The organism is Pseudomonas sp. Z1-14 (assembly GCF_051132005.1).
GTDB lineage: Bacteria > Pseudomonadota > Gammaproteobacteria > Pseudomonadales > Pseudomonadaceae > Aquipseudomonas.
Genome location: NZ_CP071646.1, coordinates 1,561,441 through 1,579,215 on the forward strand (window position 1 = coordinate 1,561,441; position 17,775 = coordinate 1,579,215).

The 17,775-nt window shown below is 62.8% G+C and carries 17 protein-coding genes; 7 read left to right on the forward strand and 10 right to left on the reverse strand.

The genetic code is table 11. The features are described from left to right. Nucleotides 1–58: 58 nt before the first annotated feature. Together J3P89_RS07325 and J3P89_RS07330 are read right to left on the reverse strand one after the other, a co-directional pair. Nucleotides 59–457 carry a YbaN family protein gene (locus J3P89_RS07325; protein ID WP_434572566.1) on the reverse strand — a complete coding sequence of 133 codons (399 nt, stop codon included), beginning with the start codon at nt 455–457 and terminating at the stop codon, nt 59–61. Between the two features lie 8 nt (nt 458–465). Further along, nucleotides 466–1,053: a UPF0149 family protein gene (locus J3P89_RS07330; protein WP_434629155.1), complete on the reverse strand. Its 588-nt coding sequence runs from the start codon at nt 1,051–1,053 to the stop codon at nt 466–468. A gap of 420 nt (nt 1,054–1,473) precedes the next feature. Here J3P89_RS07330 and recQ point away from each other — a divergent pair, with 420 nt between their 5' ends. From recQ to J3P89_RS07345, 3 genes are all read left to right on the forward strand, one after another. Next, on the forward strand, nt 1,474–3,600 hold the full coding sequence (gene recQ, locus J3P89_RS07335; RefSeq protein WP_434697145.1) for a DNA helicase RecQ: 2,127 nt from the start codon (nt 1,474–1,476) through the stop codon (nt 3,598–3,600). Nucleotides 3,601–3,717: 117 nt separating this feature from the next. After that, nucleotides 3,718–4,152 carry a MarR family transcriptional regulator gene (locus J3P89_RS07340; RefSeq protein ID WP_305499533.1) on the forward strand — a complete coding sequence of 145 codons (435 nt, stop codon included), beginning with the start codon at nt 3,718–3,720 and terminating at the stop codon, nt 4,150–4,152. A gap of 119 nt (nt 4,153–4,271) precedes the next feature. After that, nucleotides 4,272–6,272: a FimV/HubP family polar landmark protein gene (locus J3P89_RS07345; RefSeq protein WP_434697146.1), complete on the forward strand. Its 2,001-nt coding sequence runs from the start codon at nt 4,272–4,274 to the stop codon at nt 6,270–6,272. Between the two features lie 108 nt (nt 6,273–6,380). Here the strand turns inward: J3P89_RS07345 and J3P89_RS07350 are convergent, their stop codons facing one another. Next, on the reverse strand, nt 6,381–8,570 hold the full coding sequence (locus J3P89_RS07350) for a patatin-like phospholipase family protein (RefSeq protein WP_434697147.1): 2,190 nt from the start codon (nt 8,568–8,570) through the stop codon (nt 6,381–6,383). Nucleotides 8,571–8,640: 70 nt separating this feature from the next. On the opposite strand from J3P89_RS07350, the gene J3P89_RS07355 reads away from it, so the two are divergent. Then, entirely contained in the window at nt 8,641–8,928 is a 288-nt protein-coding gene (locus J3P89_RS07355) for a SelT/SelW/SelH family protein (RefSeq protein ID WP_434697148.1), read from the forward strand. Between the two features lie 19 nt (nt 8,929–8,947). Here J3P89_RS07355 and J3P89_RS07360 read toward each other — a convergent pair whose 3' ends face one another. Together J3P89_RS07360 and J3P89_RS07365 are read right to left on the reverse strand one after the other, a co-directional pair. Then, entirely contained in the window at nt 8,948–9,838 is an 891-nt protein-coding gene (locus J3P89_RS07360) for a DMT family transporter (protein WP_434697149.1), read from the reverse strand. A 92-nt stretch (nt 9,839–9,930) separates the two neighbouring features. Then, entirely contained in the window at nt 9,931–10,674 is a 744-nt protein-coding gene (locus J3P89_RS07365) for an AraC family transcriptional regulator (protein ID WP_434656443.1), read from the reverse strand. Between the two features lie 135 nt (nt 10,675–10,809). On the opposite strand from J3P89_RS07365, the gene J3P89_RS07370 reads away from it, so the two are divergent. Beyond that, a complete protein-coding gene (locus J3P89_RS07370) occupies nt 10,810–11,628 on the forward strand; it encodes a UDP-2,3-diacylglucosamine diphosphatase (protein WP_434572576.1) in 819 nt (272 codons plus the stop codon). A 172-nt stretch (nt 11,629–11,800) separates the two neighbouring features. On the opposite strand, the gene J3P89_RS07375 is transcribed toward J3P89_RS07370, so the two are convergent. Both J3P89_RS07375 and J3P89_RS07380 read right to left on the reverse strand, forming a co-directional pair. After that, complete coding sequence (locus tag J3P89_RS07375) at nt 11,801–12,382, reverse strand: HD domain-containing protein (protein WP_434572577.1); 582 nt, start codon at nt 12,380–12,382, stop codon at nt 11,801–11,803. Between the two features lie 11 nt (nt 12,383–12,393). Beyond that, a complete protein-coding gene (locus J3P89_RS07380) occupies nt 12,394–12,705 on the reverse strand; it encodes an Mpo1-like protein (RefSeq protein WP_434572579.1) in 312 nt (103 codons plus the stop codon). A 139-nt stretch (nt 12,706–12,844) separates the two neighbouring features. Here J3P89_RS07380 and J3P89_RS07385 point away from each other — a divergent pair, with 139 nt between their 5' ends. Beyond that, nucleotides 12,845–13,900 carry an AraC family transcriptional regulator gene (locus J3P89_RS07385; RefSeq protein WP_434629172.1) on the forward strand — a complete coding sequence of 352 codons (1,056 nt, stop codon included), beginning with the start codon at nt 12,845–12,847 and terminating at the stop codon, nt 13,898–13,900. Here J3P89_RS07385 and J3P89_RS07390 read toward each other — a convergent pair. After that, on the reverse strand, nt 13,857–15,311 hold the full coding sequence (locus J3P89_RS07390) for a TrkH family potassium uptake protein (RefSeq protein ID WP_434601487.1): 1,455 nt from the start codon (nt 15,309–15,311) through the stop codon (nt 13,857–13,859). The two genes, J3P89_RS07385 and J3P89_RS07390, sit on opposite strands and share 44 nt — an antisense overlap. Before the next feature lie 155 nt (nt 15,312–15,466). Between J3P89_RS07390 and J3P89_RS07395 the strand changes: the two genes are divergently transcribed. Then, entirely contained in the window at nt 15,467–16,036 is a 570-nt protein-coding gene (locus J3P89_RS07395) for an NAD(P)H nitroreductase (protein ID WP_434697150.1), read from the forward strand. 167 nt (nt 16,037–16,203) lie between these two features. On the opposite strand, the gene J3P89_RS07400 is transcribed toward J3P89_RS07395, so the two are convergent. Together J3P89_RS07400 and J3P89_RS07405 are read right to left on the reverse strand one after the other, a co-directional pair. Then, nucleotides 16,204–17,397, reverse strand: coding sequence for an amino acid aminotransferase (locus J3P89_RS07400; protein WP_434697151.1), 1,194 nt, complete (start codon nt 17,395–17,397; stop codon nt 16,204–16,206). Next, the gene (locus tag J3P89_RS07405) at nt 17,397–17,753 is read right to left on the reverse strand and encodes a 4a-hydroxytetrahydrobiopterin dehydratase (protein WP_055101412.1); all 357 of its coding nucleotides are present in this window, start codon (nt 17,751–17,753) and stop codon (nt 17,397–17,399) included. Before J3P89_RS07405 ends, J3P89_RS07400 begins: the two co-directional genes overlap by 1 nt. Between the last annotated feature and the right edge of the window lie 22 nt (nt 17,754–17,775).

Consider the following 17,775-nt stretch of genomic DNA (forward strand, 5'->3'; position numbering starts at 1 on the left):
CTGATTTCAGGGCGGCTTCGCCTCCCAGCGGGAGCAAGCTCCCTCGCCACAAGGGCGTTCAATCAGGTTTGCGTAGCGTCTTCTGCCTGAGGATATACACCGTCACCAGCACCGCGCTGGTCAGCATGAACACCCGCGCCCATGGCAGGGGCACCAGGTAGCACGACAGCAGGATGCTCGCCCACATCAACCCGATAGCGTAGACCTTGCCCTTGAGCGGGATGCCGTTGCCGCTGAGGTAGTCGCCGATCCAGGGGCCGAGGCGCGGATGCTCCACCAGCCAGCGGTAGAAGCGTGGCGAACTGCGGGCGAAGCAGGCCGCGGCCAATAACAGGAAGGGGGTGGTGGGAAGGACGGGAATAAAGATGCCGATGACGCCCAGCACCACGCTCAGCCAGCCGATGGCGAGCAGAGCGTAGCGCAGGATCAGCGGGCGATTGCCGAGGGGCGCAGGCACCCGCTGACTCAGTGGTGGCGCGGCTTGAGGATCGCCGGTTTCTCGTCCGGGGCGTTGCACAGCAGGTACAAGGCGGTCAGCGCTTCGGGGATTTGCACGATCATGTCGTCCATCAGGTTCGCGTCGGCGGCAATGTCGGAGAACTCCGGTTGCTCGTCGAACAGGCCGGAACCGACCATGATCGGCAACAGCATTTCGCTGACTTCCTCTTCGGCGGTTTCGAACCAGGCCGCTTCGCGCAGGAACACACCCTCCATGAAGCCGATGCACCAGCCGCGCAGTTCCGAATCGTCCGGATCGTCGCCCAGGTCCAGCTCGCACGGCAGCTCGAATTCTTCATCGGAAGCCAGTTGGCGGGCGATGTGAGCCTTGAGGCCGACCAGCGTCGCTTCGATTTCGGCGCGTTGGGCTTCGTCGCTGTAGTGCGGTTCTTCGGCGAACAGGGCGTCGATCCATTCACGCTCCGGCACCTGCTCGGAGCAGATCGACAGGGCGGTCAGGTAGCCATGAGCGGCCACGTAATCCAGCGCTTCTTCGTGCAGCTCATCGGCGTCGAGGAAGACTTGCAGGCGGGTCAGTTGCTCAGCGAAGGACATTACAGGCTACCTTGGGGAATAAACAATGCGGGAATTCTAGGCTTTCTTGAGCGCTCAGGCCAGCCGCGTGGTGGATTTGCTTTCTTGCCGGTCATGCATCACCTGGTCTCGAGCCTACAGAGTCCCTGTGGCGAGGGAGCTTGCTCCCGCTGGGTCGCGCAGCGGCCCTGTTTTTTTGGGGCGGCTTCGCCACCCAGCGGGAGCAAGCTCCCTCGCCACGGGGTGGGGCTTGTCCGGCATTTGCCCTGAAACCTCCTGTCAGCAACCCCCTTCGCAACGAAGCCCTCGGGTATACTGCCGCGTTTTGTGATGCCCTGCGGCATCCCGGCGGTTCGAAACGTGCACTTACGATTCGCTGGTGCAGCGTTTGTGTTTCTGGACCAGCCTTGCAGGGATGTTTCGGTGATTTTTGGAGTTTTTATGCTCGAACAGGCTCAACGCGTCCTCAAGGACATCTTCGGCTACGACAGTTTTCGTGGCCGCCAGGGTGCCATCATTGAGCGCGTGGCCAGCGGTGGCGATGCCTTGGTGCTCATGCCTACCGGCGGCGGCAAGTCCTTGTGCTTCCAGGTACCCGCGCTGCTGCGCAACGGCCTCGCGGTGGTGGTGTCGCCGCTGATCGCCTTGATGGACGACCAGGTCGCGACCCTCGAAGAACTGGGCGTGGCCGCCGCCGCGTTGAACTCCACGCTGAGCGCCGAGCAGCAGCGGGACCTGGCGGAACGCATCAAGCGCGGTGAAGTGAAAATGCTTTACCTGGCGCCTGAACGTCTCGTGCAGCCGCGCATGCTGGCTTTTCTCCAGAGCCTGGAAATCGCCCTGTTTGCCATCGACGAAGCCCACTGCGTATCCCAATGGGGCCATGACTTCCGTCGTGAATATCTGCAATTGGGGCAATTGGCCGAGCTGTTTCCCGACGTGCCGCGCATCGCCCTGACCGCCACCGCCGACAAACGTACCCGCGAAGAAATCGTCGAGCGCCTGCACCTGCAGAACGCCGAGCGGTTCCTCTCCAGCTTCGACCGCCCGAACATTTTCTACCGCATCGTGCCCAAGGAACAGCCGCGCAAGCAATTGCTGGCGTTCCTCGCCGAGCGCCGCAGCGACGCGGGTATCGTCTATTGCCTGTCGCGCAAGAAAGTCGAGGAGGTGGCGGCGTTCCTCAGCGAGCAAGGTTTTCCGGCATTGCCCTACCATGCCGGCCTGCCCAACGATCTGCGGGCCTATCACCAGAAGCGCTTTCTCAACGAGGAAGGCCTGATCATGGTCGCCACCGTGGCGTTCGGCATGGGTATCGACAAGCCCAACGTACGGTTCGTCGCGCATTTGGATCTGCCCAAGTCCCTGGAGGCCTATTACCAGGAAACCGGCCGTGCCGGTCGTGACGGTTTGCCGGCCGATGCCTGGATGGCCTACGGCCTGCAGGACGTGGTGATGCTCAAGCAGATGCTGCAGAACTCCGAGGGCGATGAGCGCCACAAACGCCTGGAACAGCACAAACTCGACGCGATGCTGTCGCTTTGCGAGGAAACCCGTTGCCGCCGCCAGACCTTGCTGGCCTATTTCGATGAAGACATGCCCGAGCCTTGCGGGCACTGCGACAACTGCGTCGATGGCGTGGAGACCTGGGACGCCACCGAGCCGGCCCGCCAGGCGCTGTCGGCCATCTATCGCACCGGCCAGCGCTATGGCGTGGGGCATCTGGTGGATGTAATGCTGGGCAAGGACAACGAGAAGGTCCGCAGTTTTGGCCACCAGCACCTTTCGGTGTTCGGCGTGGGCAAGGCCCGCGCCGAGAGCGAATGGCGCTCGCTGTTTCGGCAACTGGTGGCGCGCGGCCTGGCGGACATCGACCTGGAAGGTTATGGCGGCCTGCGCCTGAGCGCGACCTGCCGGCCCTTGCTCAAAGGCGAGGTCAGCCTGGAACTGCGCCGCGACCTCAAGCCCGCAACAGCGATCAAGAGCAGCAAGAGCCAGGCCAGCCAACTGGTGCGTGGCGAGGAGCGCGATCAGTGGGAGGCCTTGCGCGCCTTGCGGCGCAAGCTGGCGGAGGAGCATGGCGTGCCGCCCTATGTCATTTTCCCCGATTCGACTTTGCTGGAAATGCTCCGCAGCCAACCGACTTCCCTGGCGGAAATGGCCCGGGTCAGTGGCGTTGGTGCGCGCAAGCTGGAGCGTTACGGCGAGGCTTTCCTGCAGGTGCTCGGCGGCGAAGCCGAAGCGCCGAAAGCCGTGGCCGATGTACGCCACGAACTCATCACGCTGGCTCGTGCCGGCATGACCCCGCTACAGATCGCCGGGCAACTGCAGTGTTCGGAAAAGAATGTCTACACGATGCTGGCCGAGGCGATCGGCCAGCAGCAGCTTTCCTTGGAGCAGGCGCTGGATTTGCCCGAAGAACTGATGGGCGAAATCCAGGACGCGTTTCTCGACGGCGAGGGTGAATTGCCCGCGGTATCTGACGTTGCCGCGCTGTTTGCAGGCCGCGTTCCGGAAGGCGTCCTGTATTGCGTCAGGGCTGCACTGCAATCGGAATTTGAAGTCTGATCAAATGGTTACGCTCCTTTAACGATTCACTACAGTGCCAGCCTTGCTTGAATCCGAAGCTCATGCTTAGCTGACTAATAATTAGTATTTCTCTATTTAGATTCTGATGAGTTTTTTATGCCTCTAACCGATCAACACCGCTTTGGCATGCAGTTGGCGCAAATGTCCCGGGGCTGGCGAGCCGAGCTGGACCGTCGCCTCGCCGGGCTGGGCCTGTCCCAGGCGCGTTGGCTGGTGCTGCTGCACCTGGCCCGCTTTGAACAGGCGCCGACCCAGCGTGAGCTGGCCCAGAGCGTCGCCGTTGAAGGCCCGACCCTGGCCCGCTTGCTCGATAGCCTGGAAACCCAGGGACTGGTGCAGCGCCAGGCCGTGGCCGAGGACCGCCGCGCCAAGAAAATCGTGCTCTGCGCGCCGGCCTTGCCGCTGATTGAACAGATCGAAACCATTGCCACGCAGCTGCGTCGGGAGTTGTTTGAAGGCGTTGACGAAGAGGATATGCGGGTGTGCATGCGGGTTCACGGCAGAATCCTGGCCAACCTGGAAAAATCCTGAGGCACATCCCTGACACCAGCTTTTTGAGATTCGCCGGTTAGCGAACTATAACCAGTAGTAAGCGCTCCTAATGGAAGCGTTTGCGCCGAGGTTGGTTCTGGTAATCGAAAGGGATGCCCATGCTTGAAAGTCTGCAGTCCACGTTGCGCAACTGGGTCAACGTGTTGATAGTCGTGGGTGCCCTGGGCTTTCCGGCCCTGGCGTCGGCGCTGGGGCTGGGTGAGATCACGCTTCATTCCGCGCTGAACCAGCCGTTGCGCGCCGATATTGCTTTGGTCGATGCGGCCGGCCTGGGCGAGGGGGATTTGTCGGCCAGCCTGGCGAGTCCGGACGATTTCAGTCGCGCCGGGGTGGAGCGGGTATTTTTTCTCAACAGCCTGCGTTTCACGCCGGTGTTGCGCGGCGAGCGCAGCTTCATCCGGGTGACTTCCAGCAAGCCGGTGGAAGAACCCTTCCTCAATTTCCTGGTACAGCTCAACCAGCCTAACGGCCGGGTGCTGCGCGAATACACCGTGCTGATCGATCCGCCGGGCACGCCAGGGATTGTGCCGGCTATGGACGAGCCTTCCGCTGCGGCCGAAGCGACACCCGCGATCAAGCCGCCACCGGCCACACAAGGCAAGCGCTACACCGTCGTGCAGGGCGACAACCCCTGGATCATCGCCAAACGCCTGCATGACGCCGGCAGCAATGCCTCTGTCAATGAGCTCATGCAGGGCATCCAGGCGCTGAACCCTGGCAGCGAGCGGCTTTCCATCGGTCAGCGCCTGTTGCTGCCCGACTCGGCCATATTGCCGCCTCCCGCCGCAACCCCTTCAACGCCGGCCTCTGTCGCCCCCGACAGCAATGCCGAGCAACTCGCCGCCTCGGTGCTGCAAAACCAGCAACAACAGAAAACCATCGACGAACTTCAAGCTCGGCTTCAGGCCCAGGACGCGGAAATCGCCGGCCAGCGCCAGCAGATCAGCGAGTTGCAGGCGCAACTGGCCCAGGAGCCGCCGGATGCCGTTGCCGCGACAGCGGCGCCAGCGGTAAACGTCGAGCCCACTCCGGTGGTCGAGGCGGCGCCGGCCGACGAGGCAGAGGGCATCGATTGGGTGTGGGTGGCGGGGCTGGTGGGGCTGCTGGGGTTGCTCGTCGTGTTGTTGATTCTTCGCCGTCGGCAACAGCAGGATCTGGCGGATCCGCAGCCGATGTCCGAGCCTCGCGAATTGATCCTGGACGATGACGAACCCGAAACCTACGGGCAATCGGACGCCGAACGCCCTGAAGTCGCCGCGTCGTTCAACAACGGCGATGCGCCTCTCGGCGATGTGCTCGAAGGGGTGGGAATCTACCTGACCTATGGCCGCTTCACCGAAGCGGCGGGCTTGTTGCGCGCCGCGTTGCTGGCGGAGCCGGAGCGTACCGACCTGGGCCTCAAGTTGCTCGACGTGCTGGGCAAGCAGGGCGATGTCATCGGTTTCCAGGCCCAGGAGAACCACCTGCTGGCCCAGGGTATCGATCGCCAGGCGCTGGAAGAAGTCCGCGGGCGCTACCCGAGGATCTCCATGGTTACCGCGGCCGTTGAGACCTCCCTTGATACGCCGCGTGATACGCCGCTTGATGCGCCTGCGCCGACAGAACCCCTGGCACGCATCCCAGAGCCCGAACCGCCCAGTCCCCCCAGCGACGAATTCGAACTGAAGCTCGATAGCTTGTCCATGGAGAACAGCTGGGACCTGACCGACACCCCGCAGGCAGCCGCTGAACCGAAACCCCTGGAAACCTTCGAAACCGGCACCTTGTCGCTCTCGGGGTTCGATGAGCCCGACCTGCAATGGGGCGCGCCTCTGGAAACCGAGTCGTTGGACGATGATTTTCTCGACGGGTTTGCCGACGAAGAGCAGTCGCTGGAGCTGGAGCCGCTGACCGCCGAACCGGAATTCGACTCCCTGTCGCTCGAACCGGTGTCCTTTGAGGCGCAACCCTCGCAGCATTCCGAAAAGCTCGAAGAAGCCCAGAATCGTATCGATGAGGGAGACCTCAAGAGCGCTATTACGCTGCTGGAGGAACTGGTGGAAGAGGGCGACGAGCCGCTCAAGGAGACGGCCCGGGTGCTGCTGGCCGGGATTCGTTGATTACCCCTGTGGGAGCGAGCCTGCTCGCGAAAATGGCGGCAGGATCTCCATGGCTGAACCATCTCTTCGCGAGCAGGCTCGCTCCCACAGGGGGGCTGGTGCATGACGCTAGAACGTCTGCCCCAGATTCAGATACACCGCCTGCTCATCATCGTCGTTGAAGCCGTAACTGAAGTTGAGTGGCCCCAGCGGCGTGTCGAACCCGAGGAAAATACTGGCGGCGTTGATGTAGCCGCTGTCGAATTCATTGTCGTTGTTCCAGGCCCGGCCGCGCTCCAGCGAACCGCCGACATACAGCGGGAAATCCAGCGGCAGGTAGGCGCGCGGCGTGAGCCTGCGGTAGTACACGGCGCGCATCAGGCTCATGTTCTGGCCGGATACCCCGTCTTCACGAAAGCCCGACAGCTGTCGGGCGCCGCCGAGGACGAAACTCGACGTCACGACCTCGGCGGTGTCCAGGGTCCGGCCATAACGACCGCCGAGGATGAAGGTATCCGGGCCGCTGCTCAGGGCCTTGTCCAACCTGAATTCCCACTGGCGATAACGCTGGTCGGAACCTAATCCGGGTTCGTACTGGCGCCAGGACAAGCCGATGTCTTCCCCTTCATGGGGGAAGTAGACGTTGTCCAGCGAGTCGAATGAATACTTGAGCTCGTAGAAGCCTTCGTTGAAGTTTTCGCTGGGCTGGTCGTGATCGCCGATGCGCACGTCCGCCTTGCCCCAGGCCTGGCCGACACCGAAGCGGATTTCCCCGCTGTTGCCGATCTGCCGGCCCAGGTTCAGGCCGAAGCCATAGCGCTCGACCCGATACTGGGCGACCGGGTCGTTATCGAGGATCGACTCGACGTTGCGCGATTCGAATTGTCCGTAGGGCGCGATGAAGTAGCGCGAACCGACGTCCAGCGGCTGGTAGAACTCGCTGTACAGCTCCTGCTTGTCGCCGATCTGCGCCCGTGTCAGCCATTCGGCGCCGAGGCGATTGATACCGTTGACCCGGTAGCTGGCACCGAGGTTGAAAGCGCTGTCGCCGCGCATGTCGTCCGACAGGCTCAGGCCCAGGCGCAGGTAGTCCGTGCCGGTGCGTCGGCCCCGGGCGCTGATCACCAAGGTGTTGTCCGCGCCCTTGTGTACTACGCGGTATTGCACCTGCTCGAAATAATCCAGGCCGTACAAGGTGCCCATGTCGGTTTGCAGCCGACCCAGGTCCAACGGCTCGCCGATCTGTTGACGAACGTAATAGCGGATCACGTCGTCGCCGACTTTCGAATCATTTTCCACCCGTATCGCGGTGATGACCGGCGTGCGTTCGCTGGGGGTGCGCGCCGCCATCAGCTCGGCGTCGGCCGGTTCAGGGCGACGCAGGTGCGCCAGGCGCGCCTCGAGTATCCGGGTGGCGCGGTAACCAGCGTCGATTATTTCCGTGGCGCGGCCGAAATCGGTGGAGCCAAAGCTCGCCAGGGCGGGCTGGATCAGCACGTCGTTGTTTTTCAGCGTCGCCAGTTGTTCCTCCGAGTTGCGGCGGGTCATCAGGGTGGTCGACTGATTCAGCACATCCACCACCGTGACCAATTGCTTGCGGTTACGCAGCGGCGTGCCGATATCGACGACGATGGCCATGTCCACGCCCATTTCCCGGGCCACGTCCAAGGGAATATTGTCGCTCATGCCGCCGTCCACCAGCAGCCGCCCGTCCAGTTCCACCGGGGCGAACACCGCCGGGATCGACATGCTGGCACGGATGACCTTGGGCAGGTGGCCCTTGCGGAACACGACTTTTTCGCCAGTGGCGATGTCGGTCGCCACGGCGCGGAAGGGAATCGGCAGCTTGTCGAAATCCCGGGTATCGCTGGCGTGGGCCAGCAGGCTTTCCAGGAGCAGGGCCAGGTTCTGTCCCTGGATCACGCCCAATGGCAGGCCGAGGCTGCCGTCGTCGCGAAAGCTCAGTTTCTGCTTGACCAGGAAATCCCGATCGTCCTGCTTGCGCCGGAAGGGCACGTCCTTGCGCGGCGGGGCATCGGACAGCGCCTGCTGCCAGTCGATGCCCAGGGCGAGCTTCTCCAGCTCGTCGATCTTGTACCCGGAGGCGTATAGGCCGCCGATCACCGCGCCCATGCTGGTGCCGGCGATCGCGTCGATCTTGATGCCTTGTTCTTCCAGGGCTTTGAGCACGCCAATATGCGCCAGCCCACGGGCCGCGCCGCCGGAAAGTACCAGGCCGATCTTCGGTCGCGGCGCTTCGACCGCGTTGGCGAACAGGGGCAGCAGTAGCAGGAGCAGGCATGGCAGCAGGCGGCGCATCGTCAATCTCGGGGCAGGCGGTCAAAGGCGGTAGTATAACGAGGCCTTTGACCGCAGGAGTTCACCCGCAATGACCGCTCACAAACCGGAAGTCGTCATCACTTACTGCACGCAGTGCCAATGGTTGCTGCGCGCCGCCTGGCTGGCCCAGGAGTTGCTCAGCACGTTTGGCGACGATTTGGGCAAGGTGTCCCTGGTGCCGGGCACCGGCGGGGTGTTCCATATCCGCTGTGACGGTACGCAGGTCTGGGAGCGCAAGGCTGACGGCGGTTTTCCCGAGGCCAAGGTCCTCAAACAGCGGGTCCGCGACCGGATCGACCCGGAGCGCGACCTGGGGCACAACGACCGGGTCCAGTGACTCGTTTCAGTAACCTGGCTCAGTGAGACGAGGCCTGGGCGCCGGCGCTGGATTTTTTCGTGCCGTCGAGCTGGCTCGACACGACGATCGCAACGATGATCAGCGCGCCACCGAGCAGCATGCGCAGCGTCGGGTTTTCATCGAACAGCAGCCAGGCAATGGTGATGCCGTAGACCGGTTCCATGGCGAACACTACCGCCGCGGTGCGCGCCTTGATCACCGCGAGGCTGGCGACGAACAGGCTGTGGGCCAGGCCGGTGCAGAACACCCCGAGCAGGCCGATCCACAACCAGTCGATGGGGCGCACATCGCTCAGTTGTGGCGCGGCCATCGGCAACAGGCATAACCCCACGACCACGTTCTGGCACAGCGCGGCCTGCACCGGCGGTACGTGCGCGGAGCCGGCGCGATTGGTCAGCGACAACAGCGAGAACAACAGTCCCGAAGCCACGGCCCAGAGCAAACCGGTGGTGGCGCCGCTGGCCAGGTCGAAATCCGGTGTGACCAGCACCAGGCCGACGCTCACCAGCACCACCAGGAAAATTTCGTTGGCACGGATCCGCTCGCGGAAAATCAGCCCTTCGAGCAATACGGTGAAGGCCGGGAAACTGGCGAACCCCAGCGTGGCGATGGCCACCCCGGCGACTTTTACCGAGATGAAAAAACTGACCCAGTGTCCGGCCAGCAACAGCCCGCCGAGCAGCAACCGGCGAGCGTCGCGGCCGCGCAGTTTTTGCCAGCGGGTGCGGCTGGCGAACCGGGCAAACACCGCCAGGGCCAGCACGGCGAACACCGCACGGCCAAACACAATGACCGCCGGCGAGGCGGCGGCCAGTTTGCCGAACACGCCGGTCAGGCCAAACATGAGCGCGCCGATGTGCAAGGCGCCGAGGGCGGTACGGGGAGTCATTGCAATCCTTGTTGAGCGGTTGAGCGTCCGGCTATTGAACCCTTTGCCAGCCGCTTCTGTCTGTCGCGAACCTAGCGATTTTTAGCGCGGATCTAGCGCCGAAGCTTGCCCGGCGAAACACCGAACTCGCGCAGCACCGCCGCCGCGAAGGCACTTTGCGAACTGTAGCCAACCTGATGGGCGATTTCGCCGATGGGCAGGTTTGAGTCTCGCAACAGTCCCACGGCCTTGTGCAGGCGGCGGCTGCGGATGTATTCCATTGGCGTCTGCCCGCGTTCGGCGACGAAGCGCGCATGCAGGCGCGCGCTGGAAAGCCCGGCGACCCGCGCCAGGTCCGCCACTTGCAGCGGATAGGCCGCGTGCTGGTCGATATGAGCGTCCAGCGCGGCATAGGGCAGGCGCCGGCTGCCGCTCGTTTGCTGGCGGGTGCCGTTGAGGCTGGCCAACAGCAGCACCGCGCCTTGCTGGGCGATCAGCGGATCGTCCACCGGACTGCCCGCGAGCCAACTTACCAACTGGCTCTGCCCCGTATCCAGGGGCAGGCGGATATTGCGGTCGAGCAAGCGCCGGCTGGCATCGGCGTGATCGCCCAGGCACTGCCCGACCCAGTCATCATCAGGCACATCCAGCACCAGGCAACGGCTGCCCTGGGGGCTGCCGCAGGCGTGATGGGCGCCGGCGGGTACCACCACGAAACTCTGCTGCACCACCTGGCTGCCACGCCCTTCGACTTCGAAGTCCAGCGCGCCGGACAAGCCGAACACCAGCTGCGCATGATCGTGGCTGTGGACAATCAGATCGTGGCTGTAGTGGCGTAGCGTGAGGATCGGTCTCATCGCGGTCTCCCGTGGCAGGCGGCCAGTCTACACCGAGGGCGCGCCGCCTCGCGCTGTCATGCAACCGACGTATTAGTGTCATGGGCCATTAACCGCTGGGGTGCACTGTGGTGAAAACGATCAGAGGGTTGCCCAATGACCAGCGCCGAGCTCGCCAGGCCCAGCCGCAAACAGCGTGTCCGCACCCTGTGGATTTCCGACGTTCACCTGGGTACGCGAGATTGCCAGGCCGAGCACCTGTCGCACTTTCTCAAGGGCTATCACGCCGACAAGGTCTACCTCGTGGGCGATATCATCGACGGCTGGAAACTGCGCAGTGGCATGTATTGGCCCCAGGCCCATACCAACGTCATTCGTCGCCTGCTGACCATGAGCAAGCGCGGCACCGAGGTGATCTATGTCACCGGCAACCATGACGAATTCCTGCGACGCTATTCGAAGCTGATCCTGGGCAACATTCAACTGGTGGACGAAGCGGTGCATGTCACCGCCGATGGTCGACACCTGCTGGTGATCCATGGCGACCAGTTCGATGTGATTACCCGTTATCACCGTTGGTTGGCCTTTCTTGGGGATTCGGCCTACGAGTTCACCCTGACCCTCAATCGCTGGCTCAATCATTGGCGGGCCCGTTACGGCTACGGTTACTGGTCGCTGTCGGCGTACCTCAAGCACAAGGTCAAGACCGCCGTCAGCTTCATCAGCGACTTTGAAGAAGCCATCGCCCATGAATGTGTGAAGCGTGAATTGCATGGCGTGGTGTGCGGGCACATCCACCATGCCGAGATTCGCACGGTGGGCGGGGTGGAGTACCTCAACTGCGGCGATTGGGTCGAGTCGTGCACGGCGCTGATCGAGCATTGGGACGGCTCGATCGAGCTCTATCGCCTGGCGGACGCCCAGGCGCGCGAAGCGCTGGTCAAGGCTGAGTTGAAAGTGACTGAGCCTGCTTGAACTTTAAACGTTTAGTGCAGAGGAGCTTTTGTGGCGAGGGAGCTTGCTCCCGCTGGGCTGCGAAGCAGTCCTAAGAATAATCACTGGATCCGTGATCATTCAGGCACACCGAGAGGGGGCTGCTGCGCAGCCCAGCGGGAGCAAGCTCCCTCGCCACAGGGAAGTGTGTTTTTCACGTTTCGGCCATCGCCGCCTTGTAGATTGATTGCTTCGGTGCCGCAAACAGCCTTTCCAGCATGGGTTCGAAGAAACTCAGGGGCAGCGTGTCGTACTCGGGATCGAACGCCGCGGCGTCGTATTCTGCGCAGAAATCGATCGTCGCCTGGTACTGCGGGTGCTCCCTAAACTGCTCGCGCAGGTGCCGGTCCATGCCCAGGTGATGGAAGAAGTAGTAGCCCTGGAATATCCCGTGTTTTTCCACCATCCACAGGTTCTCGGCGCTGACGAACGGCTTGAGGATCGCCGCCGCGATGTCCGGATGGTTGTACGAACCCAGTGTGTCGCCAATATCGTGGAGCAGGGCGCAGACCACGTACTCCTCGTCTCGCCCGTCGCGGTAGGCACGGGTGGCGGTTTGCAGGGAGTGGGTCAGGCGATCCACGGGGAAACCGCCGAAGTCGCCATCGAGCAATCTCAGGTGGGTCAGAATCCGGCCCGGCAACTGCCGCGCGTAAGCGCTGAAGTCGGCGGCGATGATTGCCCAGTCTTCCCGGCTGCCGTCCTGCATGTGGGTGAAGCGCGCGTGAGACGTCATCGGCAATCTCCTTAGAACGCCACCTTGCCCAGCAGCATGTCGCGGTACATGACGAAGTCGCCGAGCAGACTGTAGAGAGGGTGTTGGAAAGTCGCAGGGCGGTTTTTTTCGAAGAAGAAGTGCCCGACCCAGGCGAAGCCGTAGCCGGCCACCGGCAGCGCAACCCACAGCCACCAGGCGCCGACGACGAGGGCCAGGGCGAAAACCAGGATGACCAGAGAGGTGCCGATGAAGTGCAGGCGCCGGCAGGTGCTGTTGCTGTGTTCGCTGAGGTAATACGGGTAGAACTCGGCGAAGGTGTTGAATCGTTTGGTGTTTTCCAAGAATGCAGGCTCTTTGGTTATTGTTCTGATATTTGAAGTCTAGAGCTACCAAACGCAACAGCCAGTGACAATCAGCGCCACTTTAGTATCCTTCGCAAATCCAGCCGTACCCTGCGGCTCGTCATGCAAGCAAAACGTCATGAGCGAACGAACGACTTCTTCAAGCTGGGCGATGGGGATTGTCAAGGCGTTGGAAATGGACGGCCTGGACTGTCGAGCGCTGTTCAAGCAACTGGCGCTGGATTTTGCTGCGCTGGAAGATCCCGACGCGCGCTTTACCCAGGACTCGATGACTCGGCTCTGGCAATTGGCGGTGGCTCGCTCCGGCAACCCCGCCATCGGCCTGAACATGGGCAAGGTGGTACGCCCGGCATCGTTCCATGTGGTCGGTTACGCATTGATGTCCAGTCGCACGCTGGTCGAAGGCTTCCAGCGGCTGGTGCGCTACCAGCGGATCATTGCCGAAAGCGCCGACTTGAGTTTTCGTCATCTGGAGGAGAGCTATGGGCTGATTCTCACCGTGCATGGCGATCACCTTCCGCCGACCCGGCAAAGTGCCGAAGCCTCCCTGGCCTGCGCGCTGTCCTTGTGCAGTTGGTTGACCGGACGCACCTTGCATCCGGTAAAGGTACTGTTCCAGGGTTCCGAACCCGTTGACCTGGCACCGTATCAACAGGCTTTTGGCGCGCCACTGGTGTTCGATGCTCCCTACGACGCGCTGATTTTCCAGCAGGAAGACATGGAGGCGCCGCTGCCCACGGCCAACGAGGCCATGGCGCAGCTCCACGATCGGTTTGCCGGCGAATACCTCGCGCGTTTTTCCGGAAGCCGCGTGACCCACCAGGCGCGGCAGGTGCTCTGCCGGCTGCTGCCCCGGGGCGAGCCCAAGCGGGACGTGGTCGCGCAGACCCTGCACTTGTCGCAACGTACCTTGCAGCGGCGCTTGCAGGATGAGGGCACGAGTTTCCAGAACTTGCTGGACGATACGCGCCGCGAACTGGCCGAGCAGTACCTGGCGCAGCCGACCATGACGCTGCTGGAAGTGGCTTATCTGTTGGGGTTTGCCGACCCGAGCAATTTTTTCCGGGCCTTTCGGCGCTGGTTCGGGACCACGCCCGGCGAATACCGGGCGCGGGCTGTAGCGACGCCGGTCAGTGACGCCAGAACGCCGGAATACACAGCACGAACACCGTGATGATCTCCAGCCGGCCGAGCAGCATGCCGCCGGAAAGAATCCACTTGGCGGCATCCGGCAGCGGGGCGAAGTTGCCGGCCGGGCCGATGGTCTCGCCAAGCCCCGGGCCGACACCGGACACGGTACTGGCCGCGCCGGTCAGTGCCGTCATCCATTCGACGCCCAGCAGCGACAGCAGCAGCGCGATCACGCAGATGGTGATGGCGAAGAAGAACGAGAATGTCAGGATCGACCGGACGATTTCTTCGTCGAGGCGGTGACCGTTGTATTTCTGCTTGATCACCGCGCGCGGGTGAATCAGTTGGTTAAGGTTGGCCCGAAGCAGGATGTAGGCGACCTGGAAGCGGAAAATCTTGATCCCGCCGGCGGTCGAACCCGAGCAGCCGCCGACGAAACCCAGGTAGAAGAACAACATCAGCGAGAAATTGCCCCACAGGCTGTAGTCGCCCAAGGCAAAACCGGTGGTGGTGACGATGGACGTCACGTTCAGCGCCACGTGCCGCAGGGCGTCGAGCCAATGCAGGTCGGTGGTGGCCCAGTACCAGGTGCCGAGCACCAGCCAGGTGACCAGCAGCACGCCGATCAGCCCCTGGACTTGCTGGTCCTTGATCAGCGCCCGGCGGTTGCCGCGCAGGGTCGAGACGTAGAGGGCAAACGGCAGGCTGCCGAGGATCATGATGACAATGGCGACCCAATGCACGGCCGGTTGCGTCCATTTGGCCAGGGACAGGTCGGAGGTGGAAAAACCGCCGGTGGAAATGGCTGACATCGAATGGTTGATCGCATCGAACAGACTCATCCCGGCCCACCACAGTGCCAGCGTGCCGAGAATGGTGATGCCGACGTAGGAGGCCACGATCAGCCGCGCCACCATGTGCGAGCGCGGCATGACTTTCTCCGAGCGATCGGATGATTCGGTCTGGAACAGCCGCATGCCGCCGATGCGCAGCAACGGCAGAATCGCCACCGCCATGCCGATGAAGCCGATACCGCCGAGCCAGTGCAGCAGCGAGCGCCACATCAGGATCCCCGGCGACATCGTGTCCAGGCCGCTGAGGACCGTTGCGCCAGTGGCGGTGATGCCCGACATGCTTTCGAAAAAAGAATCGGTGTAGCTGATGTGCTGAGTCAGCAAGAACGGCAGCGCGGCAAAGACACACACCACCAGCCAACTGCTGACCGTCAGCAGGTACATGTCCCGGGGGCGCAGGTGGATGTGCTCGGGGCGTCCGGGAAGAATCAACGCGAGGCCGGCGACAAAGGTAATCATGCTCGACCAGAGGAATGATGGCAGGTCGCTGGTGCGTTCGTAGATCAGCAACGTGGCCATCGGCACGATCATGAAGATCGCCAGGGTGATCAGGAAGATGCCGATGATGAAACCAATGATCCGCAGGGTCGGCAACGCCATGAAGTCCGCTCGGGCTGATAGGGGAAAGGGCGCCATTCTACCTGTGACAAGCGGCATGTAAACCGGCGCCCGGCGCTGCTTGCAACTGAATTTGCACTAACGAACTGGCGGCACAAGCCACTAGAATAGCCGAACATTTTTCCAGGAGGTCGCCGATGCAGGCTCTCGACGCTTTGCTCAACCGTGTTTCCGTTCCGCGTCTGGTGGACCCTGCGCCCACGCCCGAACAACGCCAGGTCATGTTCGCCGCAGCGATGCGTGCGCCGGATCATGGCCAACTGCGCCCGTGGCGTTTCCTGACCGTCGAAGGCGAAGCACGTCACCGCATGGGTGAGCTGCTGGCCGAGGCGGCACGCTTCAATGATCCGCTGGTGCCGGAAGCCGTGGTGGAGAAGGCCCTTAACGGCCCATTGCGCGCGCCCTTGGTCGTGGTGGTGATCGCGCGATTGCAGGACCATTTCAAGATTCCCAAGCCTGAGCAATTGCTGGCAGCCGGCTGCGCGGCCCATGGGATTTTACTGGCCGCTTATGCCCAGGGCGTTGGCGGGGTGTGGCGTACCGGGGAATTGGCCTATTCGCCCCACGTCGCGCGGGGGCTGGGGCTTGAAGAAGGGGAGGAGGTGATCGGCTTCCTTTACCTGGGTACACCGCAGAAAGAGGCGCGCGCGGCGCCGCAGGAAGATATCGGGCAGTTTGTGCAGGAATGGAACGGGCCACAGGCATAAACCCTGGCGTTGCTTTCGTGGCGAGGGAGCTTGCTCCCGCTGGGCTGCGCAGCAGACCCAGAAGGCGGCAACGCAATCCTTCAGACGGAACGCGTTAGCCTATTTACAACGGCTGCGCCGCCGAGCGGGAGCAAGCTCCCTCGCCACAACGGCAATAGCCCGCTGGGTTAACGGCAAACATCCGCAATCGCCAGCGCCAGCGCATCCAGGCGCGTCGCGTCGATGCCGGCCACGTTGGCCCGGCCGGTGCCGACCATGTAGACGCTATGGCGCTCGCGCAGTTGCCCGACCTGTTCCGGCGAGAGTCCGGTGTAGGAAAACATACCGCGTTGCACCCCCATATGGGCGAAGCGTTCGCGCAGACCGTGGGGTTCGAGCGCTTCCAGCAGGCCGCTGCGCAACTGCGCGATGCGCAGGCGCATGGCTTCCACTTCATCTGCCCACAGGCCTTTCAACAGCGGATCGCCAAGGATCGTCGCAACCACCGCCGCACCATGGTCCGGTGGCGTCGACCACAAGTTGCGAGCGATGTTCGCCAGTTGACTGCGGATGTCGATCAGTTTCTCCCCATCGCGCGCGCAGACGATCAGCGCACCGGTGCGGTCGCGATAAAGACCGAAGTTCTTCGAGCATGAGCTGGTGATCAGTACTTCGGGCAGCGCTTCGGCGAACAACCGCACAGCCCAGGCGTCCTGCTCCAGCCCGTCGCCAAAGCCCTGGTAGGCGAAGTCGATCAGCGGCAGCAGGTCGCGGCTGCGCATTACGTCGAGCACCTGGCGCCATTGTTCATGGGTCAGGTCGAAACCGGTGGGGTTGTGGCAACAGGCGTGCAGCAGCACCACGTCACCCTTTGGCACCTGGCTCAGGGTTGCCAGCATTGCCTCGAAATCCAGGCGGTTGTCGGCACCGACGTAGGGGTAGTGGCTGGCCTTGACGCCGGCGGCGGCGAAAATGGTCTCGTGGATTGGCCAGGTCGGGTTGCTCAGCCAGACGCCACGGCCCGGCAGGCACTGGGCGATGAAGTCGGCGCTCAAGCGCAGGGCGCCGGTACCGCCCGGCGTCTGGGTGGCGCCGGCGCGTTTATCGGCGAGCAGCGGCGAGTCTGCTCCGAGCACCAGTTGATTGATCAACCGGCCGAACGCGGCGTCACCATGGCCACCGATGTAAGTCTTGGTGAACTGACGGTCTACCAGTTGCTGTTCGGCCTGTTTCACTGACTGGAGAATCGGCGTCAGGCCCTGGGCATCCTTGTAGACACCCACGCCCAGGTCGAACTTGCCAGGATTGCTGTCCGCCCCGTAGGCCTCCATCAGGCCGAGGATCGGGTCGCCGGGCACGCGGCCGATGGCATCGAAATGCATTACTTGCGGCCCTCGGCAGTCTTGGCGACGTCGTCGGTACGGGCGGCCATGATGAAGTCGTTGCGGTGCAGACCCTTGATGGAGTGGCTCCACCAGGTCACGGTGACTTTGCCCCACTCGGTGAGCAGGCCGGGGTGATGCCCTTCAGCCTCGGAGATTTCGCCGACCGCGTTGGTGAACGCCAGGGCATGCTTGAAATTCTTGAACAGGAAAACCTTTTCCAGCTGCATCACGCCGTCGCGCACTTCGATGTTCCAGTCGGGGATCTGCTTGATCAGGATCGGCAGTTCTTCGTCGCTGACCTGCGGGGCATCGGCGCGGCAGGCTTCGCAATGGGCTTGGTTCAGAGTGTTCATGGTGTGTTCCCGGATCGAATAT